This is a genomic window from candidate division KSB1 bacterium, assembly GCA_034521575.1.
Taxonomy (GTDB): Bacteria; Zhuqueibacterota; Zhuqueibacteria; order Residuimicrobiales; family Krinioviventaceae; genus JAXHMJ01.
The window spans coordinates 26,018-49,646 of the sequence record JAXHMJ010000004.1; the positions used below are offsets into that span (position 1 = coordinate 26,018).

Consider the following 23,629-nt stretch of genomic DNA (forward strand, 5'->3'; position numbering starts at 1 on the left):
TAACATTTTTTCATTTAACTTTTCCTTTTATCTTACAGTTTTTTCATCTGATTATTTTTACCAGATTTTTGACATTCATAATAGCACTTTAAATTATCCTTAATATGTTGTGCTGTTGCGAAAATCAAAAATCAGCTTCATTCGCAATTTTCGTCCTTTAATTTTTTTCGGACTGAAATAATATGTGGAAGAATGAGGGCCCAGATTACGGGTTTCTTTGAATTTGGTACCAATAGGATTTATGCCGTGTAAAAATGAAATATCACCTTTGGGAAAATCAACTACTGTTGACCTGGGGTTCTCGGGTTGATCAGGTGTAAACAAGCGAAAAAAGATATCATTCGATTTAAAATACACTTTAAAGCCTTTGCCCTGCTTACATTTTAAATTGGCCCAGTACATTTCTGCATGATAACCTTTGAACTCGGGATATTTAAATCCTTTATGTCCGGTGATGGTATTATTATATTCTTTTTCCCAAACACCTACGTTGGTTCCGACTATTCTGTTTTTCCAAACTCTGAACGGCCCTTTCCCCATCCATTCCATGGTTTTCACCATGTCCTCGGGAAAAGAAAAACTTATCCCCGCATAAGCAGCATCATGAGCCGGCTGATAAGCAACGTAAAGATTTAGTAATCCGGTTTTTTGGATTGTCCAGGTTATTGAATCTGCTTTTTGTTTATAAATTGCAGTAATTGACATTGATCCATTTTTGTTTTTGAAAACCTTTACATCCTCTACAGTTTTTTCACGACTGACGAACACAGGCCCTTTAGAAAGCGGAATACTATGTCCATAGGCCCGGACTTTTTCTAGCTGACCATTCTGTTTGTCAAAGACATAAATCAATTCTCCAACCTCAATCCGGTATTCATCCTCATTTTCTTTAAATCGGATATTTGATTCATCTCCCGGCTTGATAAAATTCAGAGTTTCGGGCGTATGTGTTGGATATGTCCAACGCCCGATTTCATCGTCCCCGGCATCACGGGCGACCAATTGAAGCACATGAGCCTGAATTTTGACTGTAAACATTAACATTAATCAATAGTGATAATGCCAGAGAGAAAAACAGTTTTTTCATAGTAACAGCTCCACTTTTTCGAATAAATCCGTATTTATATTTGATAACTATTTTTTGACGCGCATCAAAAAGGTTGTAAAATTATCACATTTTAGCTTTTGAGATAATTACATCCTTTACATAATGTCTATTCATTATTAAACGATGCGTGACATCTATTAAGGATGAGCAGTTTTAATCCAAATGCTATTGATTTCACCCTTACGAATTGCAGCTTTCCCGACGGCATCAACTGACCAAAAATATTGTTTCTCTGGTTCCAGATGAGCGAGTGAACAATGTGTATCACTTGTATTTCCAACAAAACAAGGGGAATTCGTATTGGCCGTTCTTAGATCATCAGCATGTTCAGAAACGTAAATATGATAAGAATCAGCTCTTTCTGTTTGAGTCCAGCTTAAAGTAACGATAGAATCTGAAATCATACTTTTATTTTCAGGTATCACACCCGTAACCATTGATGGGCCATAATACGATTCGACAACAACAGGTTTATCTTTTCCAGTAGCTTTGCCGATTGCAATTAGTTTATCAATTATGGTTTTGCAAGCATTTGCCTGTTTCATGAGAAAGGCTGCCCGCATTGCATTCACACCAAGTCTGTTATTTTGATAATTTTTAAATGTATCAAATGTTCCTTTAGAACTGACGGGATACAAGTAGGGATAAAAACCAACCCCAAGTCTGGACCGTTGTTCTTCCAACCCGTCAGCGATGAGATTCATGTGTTTTACAACAGATTCTTTAAAATCCGGATTGTTAGAGCGGTTGTACGCAAACGCCTGTGAATATAAAATAGAACCGGCGATGCGGGGGAAATTGCCAAACTCTTTCAGATCAGCGTCTTCTATGGCAGCGCTATCCCTGTAAGCCCATAAAGGTTGATGGCGTCCATAAACAAACATTCCCTGCAATTTTCCGTCCAGAATTCGCCCGATTGAGGTCGAAACATGCGCAAGAGCAAATTTTTCCATAACGGTTAATTCGCCTGTTTTCACACGGGGCTGATGCTCAATAAATTTATCGTACATCCCCTCACCGCCATCAAACTCATGATATCTGGAATGATACCATCCCTGATCATAATGCTCTGTAAAAAAATTCCATCCACTATGTTCACCCCAGGGAAAAAGATGCGTCTCTGTAGAACAATTGGCCAGCCAAAATTCAAGTGAGGCGGCAGCTGCATTTCTGTATTTGGAATTCTCTGTCAGTGCGCTCAATTCGTAGAGCAGATCATACAGCTTTTCATCCTGAGCTAAATCAGTCCCATGCCATGATGATTTATGCGATTCATTGGAGCCATACCAGATATTCCCGACACCTACAGCTACCCAATTATTCTTTATTCCATCTTTATCATAGCTGTAAACATTGTGTTTTTTAATCCGTACACCATGGCCCGGATGATCAGGATCTTCAGGTACTTTGGGAACCGGATCCCGGGTTAAAATACTCGCTAAAAGAGGTGATTTTATATTGCCATATCGGTCTGTTGCAAATTCCAGCATAGCATCAGCATAATCCAGAATTTTTTCATAATAATTCTGAAAATCAATATCCTCGGGATATCTTTTAACCCCCTGCAATAACGCATACATCAAGTCATCACACCCTTCATGCGACCGATACAATGGTGCGACATCATTGCCATTTTCATCACGAAAAATACCATAAATATTTTTCGGCAGCGGACTATCGTCATCTAAAAAATGGTTGATAGCAAGTTTACAAAAATATTTTGTTGCAGATTTATCATTCTCCTCCAGACAATTCATGATCTTTTCATAATAATCGATCGGTATTCGCCCTTTACTGGGTCCAAAATTTCGTTCCGGCAAATCTGTTTGTGCCAAAAGACATTTAACAAAAACAGCCAATAAAATAAAATAAAAACTATGATCCATGCGTAATTTTATTTTCAACATCGTAAATCCAGGCTAGTGTTAGAAAATCATTCAATTTTAACATTTCTAATAAACAAGGCATTATTGTCATTTGGTCATGTCTACAATTTTTCTATCTCTTCTTCCAGGTCAATTTGCTGACCTTTTTCCAAAACATTTACGGCATAGGTTTTCTTGAGTTTGTCTGCTTTGGCCGGGTCTGAGAGTGCGCTGTCTATTGCCTTTTCCAAAACGCACAGAACATTAAATTGATGAATGAAAAAATTATAATCATCAGCAATGAGATATCCATTACTGCTCGCAAGTTTATTTGCCAATACATCAATTAAAACAGGAAAAGCAATCATGTCTTCGTATACTCCCCTGTTCCGATCATGAATAAAATTTTCAATTATCTTTTCATAATCAGTGTTCTCATGTTCTTTAAATGTGTGGTTTTCTCTGGTTGGCAAAATAAATTGCGGAACCGCGTCAGATTTGCGAACAAAACTGGTGTCACGAGTAACTTTTGAACGATTCTGATCATCAAGTGCTTTCTGAATCAGCCATGAGTCTTTTGGTTGAGGTGGTATTGCATTAATCATCACAGTTGCCGGTTGTAGACCTTTGGAAGAGACGGTTACAGTGATTTTACCTGCTTGATTGGTTGCCCGGATAACATTTGACACGGGAACCACGGTATAGCCTGTACCTTGGGGTTCTTCATGTTTCATAATATCGGACTTGTACAAAGAAGGTCCAACAAGCGTGGCAGGTCCTGTTACCTGCCATTTCAGTATGTTTTGTGCATCAATGACGGGGTTACCGGCATCATCAACAATATTAGCCGTCACGATGGCAACACTGCTGCGGTCAGCAGTAATTTGATCATGACTGGTTGTCAAGGTAAGTTTAAACGGCTGCCCCGGCATGGTCACCTTGTGTTCAAGCTTTTTGGTACCGATATTCCCGACCGCCTTTAACGTTCCCCTTTCAACCAAAACATCTTTGAAAGTGACCGTGTTGAATGATTGTTTTGAAGGATATTGCACACCATAACTTTTGCCATTGACAAACAATTCAATATCCTCGGTATTGGCATCAATTTGAATGTCTTTCTTCTCACCGATATATTCGGTTCTCCAAAAATGCGGATGTACAAATACTGTTGGAATATCTGTATAAAACGCTTTGGTTAACCAGTAAATATATTTTGGCTGCCGATACATATCAACCCAGCCTTTTGGATTGATATGTTTCAAGATACAGTTTTTGTATTCACGGTCCGCACCATGGTCTTCATAAAGCCATGCATTGCAATTATCACCCAAAAGACCTCTGACACTTGCTTCTCTTATACGAGCTGCCTGATGCTGCCAGGTATTGTTGCTTGCCCATTGCCCGTTGGATGGTTTTGAACTGAATCCTTCAGGGGCATCATCTTCATCAAACCACCCTCGAATCGTAACCCGCAACAATTGCTCCATATCAAGATTTTTGTGGGTGTGCTGAATATAGTCACCGCCGTCTTGTCCCTTTCTCAGGTGAATAATCCGGGACGTATCCTCTTCCACTGCCCACTTCGAGTCGGCAGCATCATGTGTCTCATTCCCCATACTCCAGAAAAATATGGACGGATGGTTGCGATCACGGCGAATCATCTCGCGGACATTCTGCTCCTGAACCTTTTCATTGAAATCAATGGATTTAATATTGGGCGCTTCTTCTACCATAATGATCCCGAGTGAATCAGCCAGATGATATAAATACGCGTCATTTGGATAATGGGCCAACCGCATAAAGTTATGCCCGAGGTTTTGTTTAATGTCTACCATGTCCATTCGAGATATCCATTTGGGAATGGCATCTCCCAGCCACGGATATTCCTGATGCCGGTTGATTCCTTTGATGTTTATTTTGCTTCCATTCACATAAAGATCGTTTGTATCATAATCCCATCTGAACCAGCGTATACCTAACGGACTTTTGATTTCATCGACTATCTGATCATTGACGGTTAGTGTACTCACTACCTTGTAGAGGGATGGCGAGTCGGGAGACCATAATATAGGATCCAATATTTTATTATCCTGTTCAAAGCAGGCCATATCTCCGGCACTAACTTTTTTTAAAGCAGTCAAAGTAAACTTTTTATTTTCCGGGCTAATAACAGTTGTTTTTAAAACAGCATTTTCATCTTTCGACGAACTGTTTTGTACATATGTTTTTATATGTACAGTGGCTGCATGTTGGGAAACACCGGATGTTGTAATAAATGTACCTCCCTCATGCTTGTATGATCCCTGATAAGGAAAATGGATATTATTCTTTACAACCATTCGAACATTGCGGTATATACCGCCGTAAACATTCCAGTTTCCGGCCGTCATTGGCGGTATCTGATGTTCATCATTACGGCGATTGCTCACCAGAACAGCTAAAACATTCTCGTTTTTCCAGTTGATTTCGTCTGTCAGATCAAAATAAAAACTGGTGAATCCACCTTTATGATCACCGATAAACTTGCCGTTCAGATAAATTCTGGAATATTTCTGTACGCCGTCGAATTCTACTGTTATTCTTTTATTTTTCAAAGAGGGATCAAGCCGGAATGTTTTTCGGTAATATCCCCAACCATACCACCAATATGTATCATCGCGTTCAGAGGGAGTATAAATAAAAGGGTGGACTTCCCCTGTTGTTTCATATGTCGACCACGTGTGAGGTATGGCAACAGCCTGCCATTTAGAATCGTCAAATTGGGGTTGTACAAAACGTGTATCAAACTCTGACTGCGGGAAATAGTTAAATGTCCAGTCTCCGGTCATGCTTGAACTTTGCCTGCCTGATAATTCAATACCAAAAGTGCACGTCATAAGTGCAGCACCGAGTGCCATTATAATTGCATATTTAATAAAAGTCATGCCGTTACCTTTCTATTTCATTTACATCTCTGTTTTTAGAAATATGACCCAGTCCACAGAGTCAACTTTGAGATTTATTGTTTCACCCAAATGTACCTTTTTACTGAAAATCTTACAGTCAACAGGAACCGAGTTATTATTTCTCCAACGGGCGCGAGTATATGTATCCACAAATCCGGATTGTTTTAACGACACGGGAATATGTTTATCGGTAGCCATCACATAAATCGTGAGACCGCCCGGCCCGGCGATTTTAAATGAAATCTCTGAATTAAGCTTTGGATCACTCTGCCGTTTAGTAATAATTCTTTTAGCTCCATGAAGAATTTCCGGGATATGCAGAAACGTATTGTCACTTTCTTCACCAGTTAAACGGGAATCTCCGGCGTCTAAATACACAGGCCAGTTCTTCTCTGGAGACATGTTAAGATATAGTGCTTTATTTTTGGAGTTTGTACAGGAAAGATTCTTAATCGGTGGTTCTTTAATAGATGGTAAGTTATAATGTTCATCAGCAACATAGATCACGGTTGAATCTGTATGCCCACTATCATCCACTACCCGTATTTCATTGCGTCCTGATTCCAGGGCATCCAACCAATAAAAGACATTATTGACAGTACGATCTCTATACATATGATGATGATACTGGCCGTTTGATCGTACCCCTATATTATTTCCATTGACAAATAATCGAACTTGACGAGCATTGGCATATACTTTCAAGTCATTCTCCCCCCGACGTACGTACCAATGTTTTCCGACAATACGCAGGATCGGATTATCCGGCTTCAAAAAGGATTGATACAAAATGCAATTGTCTTTTTTAAACTGCCCCGCTGCGAATAATCCCTTTGTGTTATAGCCTTTATACTTTCCGGAAAAAATATCACGATAGTGCCATATGAACAAGGCGCTTACATCTTCCGGTTGCGTCACAAAAGCCGTTTGTAACAATGCTTCGTAAAGCAATTGCGACCATTCTTCCGGTTCAAATTGACTGGGTTCAAAATTTGTACTAAAATAAGGTTGATGGTTTGTGCGCAGAGAACCGCCTCCGGTTTCACCAATAAAATGGAATCGTTTAAAAAAACGCTCGTAATCCCAAGGCTTTCCCTCATACCAACCGAAATATTTATTCTGAAAAACAACATCATGGTGCTGCCTGGGGACACGTACAGTCCCGCCTGTAATAAAATCATTCTTGTCATCTACACACGTTATGATCCGGCTCGAGTCTGCTGCACTGATCACTTGAGCATAATGATAATAGCCCGGATGCGGATTTTCATTCCCTGCACTCCAGAAAGCAATACTGGGATGATTCCAGGCCTGATAAATCATCTCCCGGGTCTGACGATCTCCCTCGGGACCGATTTCGATCTCTTCATGCCAGGCGTATCCATTTTCCACCATGGAAATCAAACCGATCTCATCGCAGTATTGATAGGCGGCTTTCGGGAATGGCCAATGACTGAAGCGAACCGCATTAAAACCCAAATCATGCTTCATAACATTTAGATCAAACCGAATCGCACGATCTGTCAAAGCGGCACCCAGGGATTCGTTCGTGGGATGACAATAACAGGCGCCATATAGTTTCAGCGCCCGATCATTCAATTGGAATTCATCCGCGCTGATTCTTACTGTTCGAATGCCAGTTCTTTCGATGAGACTATCAACACATACACCATCGACAAAAAGCTCAGTTTTGAGCGTATATAGATAAGGATTCTCTGGCTCCCACAATTTTGGATTTTTGACATCCAATACGTACTCAACAGCAGCAGTCTTTTGTGGTTCAAGTTGTACGGAACGTTCTATTTCAGGTATCACAGGCTGTTCATTTTCATCCGCCAGGATTTGTTTGACCTGCACACGGGCAAGTGATTCGCTTCGGTTTCTCAACAACGTCTTTAGGTTCAAAGCAGCACCGGCATCTGATACATCCTGTGGTGTGATAAACACACCGGAAGCGGCATAAAATGTGGGATCAATATGAACAGCAGATTTCATAATAATCCGCACGTTACCCCACAAACCACCAAAGGAATTGGCGGGCATTGCCTGCAGATCCTGGGTATTATTCAGTTTCACGGCCACAAGATTGGGTTTATTCGGGTTGATATATTTTGTAACATCAAAGATAAAACTGGTGTAACCTCCCCGATGCGTACCGACTTTATGACCATTACAAAACACCGTGCTATTGAGAGAGGCACGTTCAAAGAAAATATAAACAGTATTTGACTTTATATCTTCTGTAAATGAAAATGTGGTACGATACCACGCTGCTTTATATTTGACATTTCGCTGATTTGTTTTCTTTACCCAAGAGTGCGGTGTCTTCACAGTTTCCCAGGCACTGTCGTCAAAATTGATATTTTCGGCACCTGTAAGGTCCTGTGTGCCTTTGAATTTCCATTGCGACAATTCAATTGTTTCCGCACTTGTTATCGCGCACAAGATCAGAATCAATAAAACTTTCTTGTATATCATTGGATCACCTTTTGAGGAGGTTTAATTATTGATCATCCTGCAGATCGAGTTTGATAATCTCACTACCGGCCAAAAGGAATGCTCCGGTTCCATATTCCATGGTATCATCCTTTGAGACGGAACGGGGGTCATGCCCGACCTGTTGGACCCAACCCAGTTTACCGTTAGGATGCATAGCTCCATTCAGCCCTACCCATGCCTGTTTCACCACCGGGAGATATTCATCTTTGCATAATAAATCATTGTTGATTCCCCAGGTCAACGCGTAGCAGAAAAAACCGCTACAACTGGTTTCCGGTTGCGGAAACTCTTTGGGATCAAGCAGACTGGAGCGCCATAATCCGTCTTTGCCCTGAAGAGAGGCTATTTTTTCAGACATTTCCTTGTACAAATCCACATACCTTTCATAATCCTTATAATCTTTTGAAAGATGATCTAAAACCCGGACCAAGCCTCCCATCACCCAGCCGTTTCCACGCCCCCAGAAAACGGGTTTTCCGTGTTTTGTCTTTACCTGGCTACCGTCTTTATGCGATATATAGTTATCATCACGATAAAACAAATGATATTTTTTAGAATAAAGATGGTCATATGTATTCCACCACATACGATTCATTAGATCAATATATTTTTCATCACCGGTTGCCACACTCATTTTAACCATGGCGGGAGGCGCCATAAAAAGGGCATCGCACCAACTCCAGTTCCATTTTTTTGTCCAGCCCGCAACCGGGCCCCATTTTGGATCTTTTATCATTTTATCAAATCTTTTTTTCAACGGTGCAATCATTGCTTTGTCTTTTTTGATAAAAAAAAGGTCCAGATAAGTTTGTCCCACCACATGATCATCAGCATGACGTTCTCTTTTACCGGGTTGCCAATTATTCCCCTCACCCCATTCCAGCATTTTATTCAGATATTTTTCATTACCTGTGGTTTTATACAAAGCCATCACCCCGGTATAAAAGGCACCGCGAATCCAACCGGTTTCCGGTACGGGTTCGATTCCGCCATCCGAAAGCGGGGTTTCTGTAAATAAATTTTCAAATTGCCAGTCAGCAGTCATTATCATTTGTTTTTTGATAAATTTTTCCGAGAACACATCTTTTTCAGCCTGACCCAACAAAGAAATCGTAAAAAAGGACATCAACATCAATAAAGCTAATTTTGCAGATTTCATAATCAAAAACTCCAATCATATTTAATATTTTTACTGTTATCGGGATGATAAATTAAATGCAGTCTGAGAAAAGCCACCAACAGATCTCCGACGGCCAACTTTGCTTCATAATAAGGATCATGATTATTTTGACGGGCAAACAACCCGTTGTTCCAGAGCTGGTCAACGGCAATATGGGCAAATTTTTCTACTGTCTGTAAATAACAATTATCTTTTGTTATATCGTAAAAATCCAAATTGATATTCATCACATCCGCGATATTCTGTGCTGTAAATTCATCCGGCAGAGTTTCCTGATTTAACATTGTTACAGATCTTTTCGCCATAAGGATAAAATGTGGATTATTTTCTTTTTTTGCCAAATAGGCGGCGACTCTTCCAAATCGTAAAATACTGGAAGAGCCATACCCCTTTTTCCAGGCGGTGGAAATCTTGGAATTTTCATGCAGGGTTCCATCAAGATTCAATGATGCATAATATTGCTGTTGTTCATTATTCCAATGATATTCATCCAATGCATTAAATAAAGCGAGTGATTTGATTTTTTGCTTTTCCTCACCGGTTAATTCATACGCCTTGTAAAGCCAGTAGGCAAGTAAAGATGTGCCGGAAATACTTGATGTCTTTCCGGTTGAAGCATTATGATGGAACAGGCAGCTCAGCGTTAAATTGGTTTCAGTATCACGCAATTTCCAATAGAGATTCCCGCTATGTCGACTCCAATAAAGTGCATTTGAATTACCGGTTCTATTGTAAAGGACGGCATAGGAATAAGCGTAAAGTGCAGAGTGTTTGATCCAGGGCATGATATTTTTCTGATGAGATGTGCTAAAATAATTTGCATGTCGATTGAAAAGGTAAATCTTTGGATCAGGACCATTATAATGGTATTTCAATCCTCTGATCGCTCTTTTTGTTTTTTCAGGATTAATATTCCATAGCTTTTTCCAGGGCGGCGTCCAACCTAAAAATTCGTGAGGAAAGTATCGAGTTCCTTTATTTTCCATTTTTTCTTGATCAATCATTACGGAATCTGCGTAAAAATTATAATAAAGATGTTCTCCCCATCCCAATAATCCATTATATTTACTTTGAGCAAATTTAAAATAGTCTGTGACATATGCGTTCGCAGCGTCCTTGTATGTATCTGTATTTAAAATATCGCTTAACGCGTAAAACACCTTGAGCGTTGTCACATCCTGATAGAGGTTACTGCCCCCATGCGCACGATCATGGCTGCGCACACCCTTTGTGGCCGGGACGCCGTATTCGGGAACCGAATAATCACGTGTATCGATAATGCTCGCCCACATGGCTGTTTTTCTGCTGCCGTAATGATCCGTGCCGAACTCGAGCAAATGATCGGCGCAACTGGTCACGTATTCAAGATAATTAATAACTTTCTTTTCAGAGATTGACCCGGCATGTAAATGTATTGCCACGAACAATAAAATTAAAAACAGGGGACGAATCATTTTCTTTCTCCCAAACAGGATAGATCATTTTCAATATTCATAGGTTAAAACTTTAGCCAATTCCTTTCGATACTATCGAATTAACAGCATTTTTCTGGACAATGACTGATTTTTACATTTTAAGGTTAATAGATACATACCGGCTGTCACTTGATCATTTTGTGAATCTATTCCATTCCATACTGCTTCATATCTGCCTTGTGACAGCGTGCCGCTGATCAATGTTTTGATTTTTCTACCTAATAAATCACAGACAGCTAACTGTACCCAGCTTTGAAAAGGGATTGAAAACTTTATTGATGTTGACGGATTAAAAGGATTGGGGTAATTCTGACAGAGCTCAATGTTCTCCGGTAATAAACCGTCATTTTCCATTGACACATTGGTTACGCTGTTTAAAACAATATCAAATTCAGATAAATGGCACCAGGAATCTATATTGGAATCATCTCCAATGATATTAATTTTCACATAACGTGCATTAACAGGCGTAAATTCATTTTTGAAAAGCTGTTCATAATGGATATTTGCAGCGGAATGATCAACAATAGTTTTATAATTGCTATCAGGTGAATTGGACAATGCAATAGTAAATCGGTAAGATCGATGCTGGCATGTCCACAGCCTCGTTCCTGAAATCGATAGTTGTTGACCATAATCGATAATCACCCATTGCGGGAATCCCTCTGCAGACCACCTTGACCACTCTTTGGTAATACCGTCCAGTAAATTTTCAGCTCTATTAGCATCATACTCTGAACTATAACGATATATTTCCGGCTTTTTATTTGACTGGGACGCAGCTGTTGCTAAAGAACTGTTTGTGGATATGTTTCCAGCCGCATCAATTGCAGCAACTCGATAATGATATGTTTTTTCACTAGAAACATTTTTGTCGATAAAAGTTGTATCAGAGACACGGTCTATCAATTCATCATTACGATAGACATGATAGTCAACCACATCCACATTGTCTGTTGAAGAAGACCAGCTCAGATCAATCCAACAGTTATTGTAAAAAGGTTGTGCATTGAGATTACAAGGTACAGACGGGGGAATAGTATCAATTTGTATTTGACGGGTCAAATCCCAATAATAAGCCTGTGATTTTCCGTCATTATTGGCAGGTTTTATAAAATAAACACGTTTACCATCGCGTGAAAAAGCTGGATTCAAATGATTTCCCAATGTCCAGACTGTATTTGAGAATGAACCCAGATTTAATACCGCCCGGGGTTGGGTGGTGCCTTTTTTATACAAACTTAATTTGACTGAAGATGAATGATACCAGGAATCCGAAGCGTACCATTGTTTATCAAATGACATGGCCGCATGATTTCCACTGCCGGCAAGCGTCTCGATCAATTGATGCGAACGATCCCATCTGCGCATTTGTCGGTTATTTCTTTGGCCGTCTGCAATTTGATTATCATGTCCCGCAATTGTGCTGGAATCATACCAAAAAAAGTGCATGGGTTTCGGTCCGAAATTTTCCAGATCCTCACCATTCACCTTGCAGGTTATTAAATACTTGTTTTTCTCGGACCCACCAGCTTTAATTTTGATTGCGATGACTGCCCCATCTTGAGAAAATTGAAAATGCCCCAATCCCCATGTTGAAGGATCATCATTGCCCCCGATCAATGGATTGCATAGAGTTCCGACTTTATCTTTGCTGATGATGAGCTTTTTTTGTCCTGTTGCACAATCAAATGTGTATATCCCATCGACAGACCCGGCATCACCTAATAATAATTTATCATTAAAAACATTATGTCCAATATTTTTTGCGTTTACGGAGAATTTAACAGATTTTGTATTGATATCAATAATATAAACCTTGTTTGCCCCCTGATCGTGCAACACAATCGTTTTATCATCGATCCAAATATTTCTTGAAAAATTATGATTGCTGCATCCTGATATAGCAAATATTTTTTCATGCCCGGTCAAATCCCGGTTGCATACCCATAATTCAGCGGGATACACCGCATACCGGTCACTGCTTGAATGGTCAAGCATTTTTGTAAAAGCTATTTTATGGCCATTCGGCGATTCCGGGCAGGTATTATAATACCCAAATCCCGAATGAGAAAGATCATCTGTGACCTTTACAGGATTTGCCGAAATTAAACTGGACAGGCAGACATAACATATAATAAAAAGTCCGAATGAATTTCTTGTTTTCATCACAATACCATTTCATAAACCAATTTTGCACCGTGCAACCCAAAAGTACTTTTTTAAATTCACTTCCAGTTCAAAGCTTTCAACAAAAATTAAAATTTGCCTTTGTCAACTTGGTATACACATTGAGAGGTAAATTAAATAATGACAGCATAAAAAACCCGAGAAGAAGATTCTCCTCTCAGGTTTTTTTGATCAAATACAAATTAAAATCTGTTTTATCGCATCAGAATCATTTTTTTCATTTGTGTGTGATTATCCGCTTCGAGACGATAAAAGTAGACACCGGTGGGCATTGCCTGACCTGATTCGCCAAGGCCATTCCATTTCACAGAGTGATTTCCTGCAGTCTTTTTTACACCATTCACAAGTGTTTTCACTCTTTGACCCAGAGAATTATAAACGGCCAGATCAACTTGTGCAGCTTTTCCAAGCTGATAGGAAATAGTGGTATTGGGATTGAACGGATTGGGATAATTTTGACTCAGTGTATAGTTATCAGGTGTATTCAGGTCAAGATCTTTAACACCTGTCATACTTGAAAAGTCATCATTTGTCGGAAGCATTTCTTCTTCGAACCAGCGTAAATCTCCCAAAGGCTGACCCTGTGTCGATGCCGTCATCAGGGCTTCATTGGAATAAGAAAAGTCCAGTGTTCCCTCCACATCCGGTCCTTCCATAATACGTGAGTCTCGTGGCAACAATGCCATCAACATTTCCACCAGCTGTTTCTATACCATGGTACGCCGCTTCAACCCATTCGACCGGGGTTCTGGGGCCGTCCACGAAGGTAACTTCTGTATTCATCAAAGAACCAAGCTCGATCCAATGAATCAATAAAGGTCTGCATTGTGGGGTCATAAAAACGATCCTGTGTATAAAGTTCCACTGAATCACCATAGGCTCCTTCCAGTGCAGAGTCGAACCAAATATTATTGTTTCGAATATCCACTCCATCGGGAAGTGAATAATTACCCAGCGTATCAACCGGAATCATTTCAGTACCGACAACATACTGAGGGACCAGCGCTTCCTCTGTGTGTCGACCAAGAATTCCGGTGTTTACCAAAAGATTATTTCGAAATACAACCATTTTGGATTCATGAGTATTGACAACAGCCCATGTTTGAGAAATTTCCGCACGCAGTGAATCCGTTTTGTTACGGTCCCAATCACCACATCCCATCAGATTGACAAACGTACAATGTTCAATTTTGGTGTAATTCCACATGGTGTTATCAGATCGACAAAAAACGCCGCCGTTGTATATTGTAGAGTTTGATACAACCAACGTATCACCCTCGGATTTGTTTCGTATGAAACCACTACTCAGGGGCCATCCATCCTTGTAAAAGTTCCCGAATGTGGAATTTGTTAATATAAAATCGGTTCCGGGATTGTCCGTGCGAAATATATACTTTGGCACACGGTCCCAGCGGCAGTCGTCAATAACGATTCGAACATCATCAGCATATACTCGAAGAGCATATTCATCAGATCTCAATCCGGGTGCCGGTAAAGAGTTATCATGTCCATCGACATGACACCCGCGAAAGGTTACCGTCACACCGCTATTTCTGATTTCAAAGGGTCGTGTCGCTCCGCCCTCCATGGCAACCGGTTTGATGACCGGCCTTGCACCGTCACCTGCTTCTGCTTCCAAGGTCAATGAAAAATCAATATGCATGGTCTCCGTATAAATGTACCAGCCGTCTTGTTTCAGGATATAATGCGTTTCAGCACGAGACCCATCAGAAAGTGTGTCCCCCATAATGGTTTCATTGATCGTTCCCAAGCCGGGTTCAATAACTTTTTGAGCGTAAACAAAAGAACCCGCGTAAAACATAACCAGGCACATGGTTGCCAATAATAAAACGTTGTTTTTTGTGAAATTTTTCATCATCTCAATGCTCCTTTTTTAAAAATCTTCATATTTCATTAATAGAATATAAATAGGTTCAGGTTCCAGTACAAGGAATCTCATTCCATAGGCATACTCCCTTCCAAACCGATTCAAAGTTATAATGTATATCGAATTCCAAGATCAGTCGTCCACATGTAATGTTGTTCATGCGTCGGAAACTTTTTCTACCTTCAAAAACACGCTCGGTCATACTGGTAAAATTATTCAGATTCCAATATAATAGTAATCCATCAATCAACCGGAAAGAAGCTGTGGCGTCCCATCGGACAAAACCATGCTGGTAGTGATCCTCCAGGGCCTGTGCACCCACACTCGTAAGTCATATCTGACTGATAGTTCATAGTCACACGACCTGAAAAACGGCCTTTCTCATAGCCCAAAGACAAATTGGCAATATAATCGGACTGTCCGGGTATGCGTCCTTTACGCTCTTCGGTCACATAGATCACGGAATAATAAGGAGGCGGACCCGTAATGCTTTTGTTTACGGGGAAATAACTATGCCCATAGATACGCGTATAATTGGCGTTGATCACAAACCCGTCCAGCGGGCTGGGCAAAAACAATAGATTGGTCTGCATGTCAACCTCAAAACCGTACACATCTGTAATCCCGTCAGTGTTTTGCGGTTCATAAATACTATAGCCGTAATATTCCTTATCGGGATCCATCTGTACTCTTCTTGCCCTATAGCTTATATTTTCCAACCGTTTAAAAAATCCTCCGACCGAAAACAAACCGAATCGTCCGGAATAATAGGTAAAAGGAAAGGTCATAATTCCAGGCTTTAATATGTTCCAAGTCCGGATTTGGGTCGCCTGAGACTGCTCGACGTCAATATGTATTCTGGGAACCTGTAACATATAGTCAGGGCGAACGAGGGTGCGTGTCGCTGCCATTCGCATATCCAGAAAACTGGTAAGCTTGTATCGAGCCTGTATCATCGGCAGCCAGTCTTCGTAATCAAACGTAGTCGATGTATCAGTAAAAACACGACTCCATTCTCCACCACCCTTTGAAAAAGTTCCGGTATAATCATTATGGGTGTGCTCATAACGAAGGCCGCCAATGATCATCAAACGACGCCATAAATGAATATTAGTCATATAATAAGCAGCGGTAACAGCTTCCATGGCGTCATAGTCATCGCCAAGTGAACTATTTAACACTGAAAAATAACTCGTGTGGTCTTCATAGAGCCATTCTGCGACTCCTGTTCTCAATCCTCTCGGAAAATCGAATCGTCCATCTAAAAAATCATCATCTTTAAAATCGGGATCCACGAACCCTTCAGCCGTTAAATAACTGTTATAGAGATTATACTTGTCAGGATTATCGGAATGTATTTGGTTCGATAATCTTGAGCGGTCTTCCGTTCGTATACCCATTGTATAACGGCTGTTTTCACGATACATACGACGATACTTGAATCCCACTTTATGATACCCGCTTAGCATATTACCAAGTGCAAATGGAACCTTTAGGCTTGTCTGTGCCGACTGATGAGCTTCCATGATATCCGTTGTTGAAAACGCACTTTTTGTACTCCAATGTGACTTGCTCAGATCATTTTTCGCAGCTTGTTGTACAAAATCAATTCCTTTTTTCACATCAAGTAGTTCACCATAAAAACCACCCTCCTGTCTGAAATTGAGTGAGTAGTTGTTGGGACTTTTATTTTTAGTCGAAGACTGGCTGAGTGCCCAGTCCAATTTTATATCATTAAATAAGGAATGCTCACCGGAAAGGGTTTGATTCCAAAGCAGAATGTTATTTTCCCACTCGTTAATACCCCAGCTCAGGCTTCCGTCACCTACTTCATAATCTTTTCGTCGGTTTGTCCCGTCTTTGTTGAGTACACTATAGAATCCACTGTATTGTAACAGTTGATTCGCCGACATTTCAAAATCAGCATATAAACTCATGGCATAGCGTTCACGTGTTTGCTGAGAATGTTCCAGACTAAGAGAACTGGTCTGCATGATATATTCATCTTTTTCAAGATCAATCCCACTTGCACTATATTGAGCGGAAAATTCATCATTGGGTCTTTGCACATTCTGATAGCTGCCCGTTGCTAGAATACCCAGCATATTATTAAAAAAACGATTACTTAATGTAACATTTGCTTTATAGTTACCATAGTTATCACGGAGTCTGTTGTATCCACCTTGCAGATTCACACGGCTTTGGAACCCCGGGTCCGCTTGTTTTACCGTAAAATTGACGACGCCGCCAATCGCATCTCCTTCCTGATCCGGAGTCAAGGCCTTGCTCAGTTCAATACCCTCCAGCATTTCCGATGAAATCATACTCAAGTCCAATGAGCGATTAGTTCTGTCCGTTGAAGGAACGCGTTGATTGTTTATTGTGACCACGCTGTATTTCGGCGACAAGCCCCGCACCATAATTTTTTGTCCCTCTCCCGAGCTTCTTTGAATTGCCACACCCGGTAAACGTCCCACTGACTCTGCTGCGTTCTGGTCGGGCAATTCGCGAATTCGGTCTGAAGATACAACATTTACAATCTTTTCAGCACTCAATTGTTGATTAATAGCGGCAAGCTGCCCTTCTGCCTGGGCGGTAATTGTAACCACCTCGCCTTTTACAATTTCAAAAACCATTTCAGCATCTTGCAATATGTTCTTCCCTGCTGCAACCTGAACGGTTTTTTCCAGCTCTTTATAACCAATATATTTAAACTTGATCGTATATGTTCCGACAGGCACATTACTAATAATGTACTCTCCCTCTCTATCCGTCGCAGCACCAAAACTGGTTCCTTCCAGATAGACATTGGCTCCCGGCAATGGTTCTCCGGTAGAGCCTTCGATGACTTTTCCCGTGACCGTAGCCAATTTACGTTTGCTCTTGCCGCTCGCCGATTGCGTTGATTGCGGAGTTACTGCAAGCGTACCATTCGGGGTTACCCGCAAACTCGTGCTGGTATTTTGCAAGGCAGCCAGCAGAACGGTATGAACACTGACATTCTGCAAATCAATATTAATCTTTTGATCCAAAGGTATCATATCACGATTGTAACTCAGGGGGATCTGACCTTGTTTGGTAATACTCGCCAATGCCGTCTCTAAGGATATATTCTCAAAATTTATCGATACTTTTCTGCTCAATGTTTTAGGAATTTTAGCTCCTTGAACCGCTTCAGAAAATTCAGCCTTTAATGTTCCAGCATTAAAACAACCAAACATAATTACACAAACACCCAAAGTGATAATTTTAAACAAACAAAACCGCATGATTTTTACCTCCGCTTAGAAATAAATTGGATCAGACTGTCTTTGTGACTGATTCCGGTATTGGTAACCAAGCCAATTAGCATAAACACATCGGATATATTTTCTTCACCAAGGTGAACAGTAAGCCTCTGATTCAAGATCGATGTATCTGAAAAAGAATACTTGTACCCATACCACCGCTCTAATTGAGCCAACACTTCTTTTACAGAGGCATTTTCAAAATGAATCTCATGATTCATCCAGCTGATTTGTTTTTCAGAATCCACTTTTACCGGTTCTGTTACATTTCCATTGGTTTGTATCTTGCTCTGTTCACCCTTTACCAAATACCGCAAACGTTCCGTTTTTTTATTGGAAACAGCCACTTTTCCTTCCATTACGGTCACGGATACCTCGGGGGCTTCATCCCAGGAACGTACATTGAATCTCGTACCCACGACTTTTACCAGAGCATGATCTGCGTGCACATAGAAAGGTACATCCTTGTTTGCCACAACTTCAAAATATGCCTCTCCTTCAAGATATACATCACGCCGATCTTTGAACACCTTGGGATAGCGAAGCTCACTTCCGGCATCCAGTATGATTCGGGTGCCATCGCTTGCTTGGATGCGGATCGTTTCGCCCACACCGGCGCTGACAACCCGGTATTCTGAAGTTTGTTTTGTAGTTGTAAACACCTGATTTATATCATCCATAAAAAAATACCCTGAGACGGCCGCTGTTAAAATGAGCATTGCGGCAATGCGAAAGATCATTTTCATATTCTTTTTGCGTACCCCAAATTGATCATGAAAAGGGAGTTCCAGATGATTTTCTCCCTGCATTCTGATATGATCAATATCCTGTCTTATTCTGTTCCAGACATCATCTGCATCCGTCAAATCCATTTTTTTCTGTTTCATTGAAAATATTGTTTGCAGTTTCGCCATGTATTTCGAAAAATCCGGATTTTTGAGGCGTTTTTTAAGCATTTTTCTATCTTTTTTCGTTTCCTCACCAGAGAGTACCCGGGCAATTCTTTTCCATTTTATAAGCAATTTTTGATTTCCTTAATTATTGTTTCCTCTCAATTAAATCCAACCACCCTTCAAGTGTATATTCCGGCAATCCGATTTCATCCGGGTTAAGGCACTTTAATTTTTCCTCCGGAATTAACTTTATATTTAAATCTAAATACCGACCACCACGCATATGACGATCCGGCCAGTATAACTTGTAGTGGCTATTCTCGAAATGCAGATTATTTCTTTCAAGCCACTGGTCAAATGTTATTTCCGGTAATTGCTCAATATTCTGTTTTGACCATCCCGGTGTGTTGAAATGCTCATAAAGCCACAGAAAAGCATCCTTATGGTTATGGTAAGAGCGGTGACCTCCCTCTGGATCAAACCATGTTTCAATCACATTGCCGTAATTTGCAAACCTTGAGGCAGTCTTGGCTACATTTTCTTTTGTCTGCTTCCAAATTTTACCCGATCCATTCTGGTCGATAATTTCATCAATACCTCCGTTCATAACCAATACAGAGGCATTCTTTTCTGCCAAAAGCAGATATTCCGGCCATGAGAGTATGTCTTCACGTAACAGAGCCGGCACCCTGCTACATCTTTTCCCCATTTCTGAATTGTATGAACCAAATCCCCATCCTGATACAACAACAGCTTTTAACCTCGGTTCCAAAGCCAACATCCAGGTAGCTTTTGTACCTCCCATTGAATTTCCGGCAACACCGATCATTTCCGGATCAATATCATCTCTTTCCAGTAAAAAATCAACTCCTCTCATAACATCAAAAACCATCTTACCCATCATTAGTCTTCCTGCCTTTGCAGCTCTTTCATCAGCAGAGAAAGCATCATGTGCCCTGGTACCCTTTTTGCCCTTGATATGCCTCTCCTCTTCTCCAATTGTATCATACACTAATGTGGCTATACCCATTTTCGCATAGAGTTGAGCCGTATAAATATTATTGGCAGTGCTTTTGGAATTTCCGTGCCCGTTGGTTATTACCATACCCGGCATGAGACCTCTGGATTCTTTTGGCCGGTATAAAAGTGATGTCACTTTTGAGCCCGGTTCACTTGTGTAAATCCATCTCTCAATAACGAGTCCTTTATGTTCAAAACTACCTCTGAACTCAGGGTCAAGATCGCACCGGTCAAAGGGAATCCCCATCATCTTTAACAGTTCAGTACGACGTTTTTCTTTCTGAAATGAGTCAGAGTTGGCATTTGCACTAAACTTGGTTCCGTTTAAATGATATTCCGGGATGGCAACTCCGGGATAGAAAAAACCGAGTAAAATAATGATTAATAACAGTATAAATTGTCGAGTAGACATAATATCGTTCCTTTCCAAAATTTAACTTTATTGTGAGGAACTTCAATGCCCCTCACAGAACCGGACTTGTGGATTTCCCACATCCGGCTCCTCAGTTTATCTCACCTTACACGTGACCCATAAAAGCTGTGCACGATTTTCGGTTCGGGCAACGGATAATGATCAAGATATTCTTTGAATCTCTTCCAGTTCATTTTCCGTTTCTGACTACGTCGGTTTAACCATTTCTTCACCATATTCAGGGTGAATCTGTAAAACCTGGCTATCCCTCTGTAATTCTCACTCACTCCATAATACTGAAAATGTCCTCGTAATTTGGCTCTCAATATCTTCCACCAGTCTTTCGTTGCTATCTGGTTCCTGATAGATTTAAGCCACACATTCATTTCCGTGCATTTGGCTGTATATTTCTTGCGGCTGGTTTTACGGCCTACCTTAAAATAGCCTCGCCTCGACCAGTCACAGTAATGATTAAATCCGAGTTAATGATCTTTTCTCTTTCTATATATTAAACCGGTAAAGAGCATAATCCCCCTACAAAATAAATAAAAAATATCTAAAATTTATAAAGGTCTGAGTTCAGTCTTTTCAAGGAAAATGTTTTTCGGGGTAGAGTAGATATTTCGGACTGGCTAGGAATTATAAAAAAAGGAGGGGCTTGCTAATGTTTCAAAATTTCACACGTTTACGAATAACTTTAAGCGCCCGAGATATTTGAGTTTCCACAGTTTTAATTGAAATATCCAGAATTGAAGCTATTTCACGATACGATAATCCGTCAAAACGGCTCATACAAAATATCTCATAACGCTTTGGAGGCAGGGAATTGACTGCTTGTTGTACCGATTCCTGCATTTCCTTTCGCAACATAATATGATCAGGAGAATAAATATCATACTCGATTTCAACCTGTTGCATCTTGTAGTTATCTCGAGTTTTTTTGCGATCCAAATACTTTAGACAATTATTTTTAACACTGTTGAACAGGTAGGTTTTAATGTTTACACCAAATCTTATGCTATGTCTATTTTTCCACAATTGGAAAAAAATATCCTGAATAATATCTTCAGCAATCGATATATCATTTACATAGCGGTATGCATAATGTATTAACGAATCATAATACTTTTTGAATAACTTTTCCACTTTTTTCAATTCAAGTTCATACTCTTCATCACTTGAATTAAAAGTTGGTTGTTTCAAAGTCTTAACACCCATTATTTAAGCCGGAAAAATATTTTAACCATTCTAAAAAGCATCTCTGATGCTATATTCAATTGACTTACTCGTGACAAAAAGAAATTAATCAATTCATATCTGGATGTCAAGGTAATTTTCAGAAGGTAAAAATTAAACAGCAAATAACAGGAATTCATCTGGACAACGGATATTGAACATCATCAGAACTGTATCGCATCGCTTTACAATATACTGATGAATAACCTCCATATATTTTGCGCACAAGGATTAAACGCCTGCGCGATCACATGGAGATAGAACCTCCGGAAATGCTGCGCGCAGGGGTTGAACCCCCGCGCGATCAGATCACGCGCCGACCACCCTGATCAGATCAGGAAATGAATACGGGTTATAACCGTATAAAAACCTGTTCATTATACGTATAAACAGCCTTTAATTATCCTCAACCTTTTCAATCAGCACCACCCAGTCCTCCTGCGGATCTGCGGGCGGCGATCCCAGAGGCACGGTTCCCTCGGCCTGAAACCGCCGGATATCTCCCTGAAATTCACCGATACGCGGATTGTACCAGCGCTGTTCAAAGGTGCCGGGAATGCGTCACATGGTTAAGGAACCGGTCGGTTCGGCGACCGGCAGATAAATGGCGCATATTTCCCCCGGTTTGGCAAACACCTGCGCGCCGCCCAGCTCCTTTGTTGCACCGATCACAGACATGTCATCCGGTTCCATCTCCCAGAACGGCAGATGCTCCTGCATAAACCGTCGCGCGTACCAGGTGTAATTCCACATATCCTCAACAGTCTTGAAATTATCATTGCGCAAATAATGCAGCAGTATAAATTCGATATTTGATGCAGTTTGCTGATATCGTAATGCAGATTATCATTTTCCGGACTGCCCTCCGGATTAATCACGCCGGCAAACGGCCAAACGTTTTTTCCGTCACCGCCGATGTTCATGCTAAGAAAATAAAGAGTTCACATGCCGGGAGGCAAAGTAATTCAACAGACCGATCATGGCCTTGCCTTTGCCGCCGTTCCAGGTCGAGTCTCCCTCCTGCCAGTCGGATAAATGCGCCTTGTAATAATGTCCCGGATTCGGGGTGTTATCAAAATCGACGTAGGACAGCAGATCTTCGGGACTGTTCCGCCCTTGATCCAGTAGGGACCGTCGGCGAATTTGAGATAATGTCCGCCCACCTATTCCAGCCGCCCGTATTTTAAAAATCCCGGCGCATCAGGATCTTTGGGCAGGACGGTAAACGACCCGGATTCCCCGTCAAAGGCAGCCGCATCGCCGGCCTGCGGATTCAAATTCACGGCAATGTTCATTCCCTTTCTAAACGAAGCAACATAGGTCCATCGTCCGGACTGATCCGGGATAAAGCGCACCGTCCAGATATTGCCGTTTCCCCCGCCTTTGCCGTCACCGTTGAAAAATCCCGGTACATTGTAACACTCACCAATCGGAGATGTGAACGTCACCTGCAGCCGGTAGTCCAGAAACGGATTCGGATCATCGTCCATTTCATGGGCGTTGGCACCCTGAAAATGAAGTTCCAGGAGATGCCATGTGCACAGTTTTCCCGTCACGGTTGCAGCCTGAACTGAACCAGCGAGGATTAATACACAGAGAATACTCAAGGTGACTTTAACCATTTTCATTTG

Annotated in this window: 15 protein-coding genes; all 15 read right to left on the reverse strand. The window is 40.9% G+C overall.

Going from position 1 to position 23,629, the window contains the following annotated elements; translation table 11 throughout:
* Positions 1-99 precede the first annotated feature (99 nt).
* The 15 genes from U5R06_12300 to U5R06_12370 all read right to left on the reverse strand — a co-directional run bounded on the left by U5R06_12300 (position 100) and on the right by U5R06_12370 (position 23,626).
* Positions 100-1,038, reverse strand: a complete 939-nt coding sequence (locus U5R06_12300) for a hypothetical protein (GenBank protein MDZ7723552.1) — start codon at positions 1,036-1,038, stop codon at positions 100-102.
* Between the two features lie 207 nt (positions 1,039-1,245).
* Positions 1,246-3,015, reverse strand: coding sequence for a hypothetical protein (locus U5R06_12305; GenBank protein MDZ7723553.1), 1,770 nt, complete (start codon positions 3,013-3,015; stop codon positions 1,246-1,248).
* Positions 3,016-3,095: 80 nt separating this feature from the next.
* Positions 3,096-5,849: a glycoside hydrolase family 2 TIM barrel-domain containing protein gene (locus U5R06_12310; GenBank protein MDZ7723554.1), complete on the reverse strand. Its 2,754-nt coding sequence runs from the start codon at positions 5,847-5,849 to the stop codon at positions 3,096-3,098.
* Between the two features lie 69 nt (positions 5,850-5,918).
* A complete protein-coding gene (locus tag U5R06_12315) occupies positions 5,919-8,396 on the reverse strand; it encodes a glycoside hydrolase family 2 TIM barrel-domain containing protein (protein ID MDZ7723555.1) in 2,478 nt (825 codons plus the stop codon).
* Between the two features lie 25 nt (positions 8,397-8,421).
* Positions 8,422-9,576 (reverse strand): glycoside hydrolase family 88 protein, encoded by a 1,155-nt coding sequence (locus U5R06_12320; protein MDZ7723556.1) that lies wholly within the window; start codon positions 9,574-9,576, stop codon positions 8,422-8,424.
* A gap of 2 nt (positions 9,577-9,578) precedes the next feature.
* Positions 9,579-11,051, reverse strand: coding sequence for a hypothetical protein (locus U5R06_12325; protein MDZ7723557.1), 1,473 nt, complete (start codon positions 11,049-11,051; stop codon positions 9,579-9,581).
* 72 nt (positions 11,052-11,123) lie between these two features.
* Entirely contained in the window at positions 11,124-13,004 is a 1,881-nt protein-coding gene (locus tag U5R06_12330; GenBank protein MDZ7723558.1) for a discoidin domain-containing protein, read from the reverse strand.
* Positions 13,005-13,456: 452 nt separating this feature from the next.
* Entirely contained in the window at positions 13,457-13,948 is a 492-nt protein-coding gene (locus U5R06_12335) for a T9SS type A sorting domain-containing protein (protein MDZ7723559.1), read from the reverse strand.
* 41 nt (positions 13,949-13,989) lie between these two features.
* Positions 13,990-15,141: a hypothetical protein gene (locus U5R06_12340; GenBank protein ID MDZ7723560.1), complete on the reverse strand. Its 1,152-nt coding sequence runs from the start codon at positions 15,139-15,141 to the stop codon at positions 13,990-13,992.
* Between the two features lie 251 nt (positions 15,142-15,392).
* On the reverse strand, positions 15,393-18,419 hold the full coding sequence (locus U5R06_12345; protein MDZ7723561.1) for a TonB-dependent receptor: 3,027 nt from the start codon (positions 18,417-18,419) through the stop codon (positions 15,393-15,395).
* 5 nt (positions 18,420-18,424) lie between these two features.
* Positions 18,425-19,324, reverse strand: coding sequence for a FecR domain-containing protein (locus U5R06_12350; GenBank protein MDZ7723562.1), 900 nt, complete (start codon positions 19,322-19,324; stop codon positions 18,425-18,427).
* A gap of 151 nt (positions 19,325-19,475) precedes the next feature.
* Complete coding sequence (locus U5R06_12355) at positions 19,476-20,762, reverse strand: acetylxylan esterase (GenBank protein ID MDZ7723563.1); 1,287 nt, start codon at positions 20,760-20,762, stop codon at positions 19,476-19,478.
* 669 nt (positions 20,763-21,431) lie between these two features.
* Entirely contained in the window at positions 21,432-21,965 is a 534-nt protein-coding gene (locus U5R06_12360) for an RNA polymerase sigma-70 factor (GenBank protein MDZ7723564.1), read from the reverse strand.
* Between the two features lie 594 nt (positions 21,966-22,559).
* The gene (locus tag U5R06_12365) at positions 22,560-22,784 is read right to left on the reverse strand and encodes a hypothetical protein (GenBank protein MDZ7723565.1); all 225 of its coding nucleotides are present in this window, start codon (positions 22,782-22,784) and stop codon (positions 22,560-22,562) included.
* 377 nt (positions 22,785-23,161) lie between these two features.
* Positions 23,162-23,626 carry a DUF5060 domain-containing protein gene (locus tag U5R06_12370; GenBank protein ID MDZ7723566.1) on the reverse strand — a complete coding sequence of 155 codons (465 nt, stop codon included), beginning with the start codon at positions 23,624-23,626 and terminating at the stop codon, positions 23,162-23,164.
* Positions 23,627-23,629: the final 3 nt, after the last annotated feature.

Bases quoted from the DNA above. Each gene is read 5' to 3' on its own strand.
- U5R06_12300 (MDZ7723552.1), bottom strand. From the start codon at position 1,038: ATGTTTACAGTCAAAATTCAGGCTCATGTGCTTCAATTGGTCGCCCGT.
- U5R06_12305 (MDZ7723553.1), bottom strand. From the start codon at position 3,015: ATGTTGAAAATAAAATTACGCATGGATCATAGTTTTTATTTTATTTTA.
- U5R06_12310 (MDZ7723554.1), bottom strand. From the start codon at position 5,849: ATGACGTGCACTTTTGGTATTGAATTATCAGGCAGGCAAAGTTCAAGC.
- U5R06_12315 (MDZ7723555.1), bottom strand. From the start codon at position 8,396: ATGATATACAAGAAAGTTTTATTGATTCTGATCTTGTGCGCGATAACA.
- U5R06_12320 (MDZ7723556.1), bottom strand. From the start codon at position 9,576: ATGAAATCTGCAAAATTAGCTTTATTGATGTTGATGTCCTTTTTTACG.
- U5R06_12325 (MDZ7723557.1), bottom strand. From the start codon at position 11,051: ATGATTCGTCCCCTGTTTTTAATTTTATTGTTCGTGGCAATACATTTA.
- U5R06_12335 (MDZ7723559.1), bottom strand. From the start codon at position 13,948: ATGGCATTGTTGCCACGAGACTCACGTATTATGGAAGGACCGGATGTG.
- U5R06_12340 (MDZ7723560.1), bottom strand. From the start codon at position 15,141: ATGATGAAAAATTTCACAAAAAACAACGTTTTATTATTGGCAACCATG.
- U5R06_12345 (MDZ7723561.1), bottom strand. From the start codon at position 18,419: ATGCGGTTTTGTTTGTTTAAAATTATCACTTTGGGTGTTTGTGTAATT.
- U5R06_12350 (MDZ7723562.1), bottom strand. From the start codon at position 19,324: ATGAAACAGAAAAAAATGGATTTGACGGATGCAGATGATGTCTGGAAC.
- U5R06_12355 (MDZ7723563.1), bottom strand. From the start codon at position 20,762: ATGTCTACTCGACAATTTATACTGTTATTAATCATTATTTTACTCGGT.
- U5R06_12370 (MDZ7723566.1), bottom strand. From the start codon at position 23,626: ATGAAAATGGTTAAAGTCACCTTGAGTATTCTCTGTGTATTAATCCTC.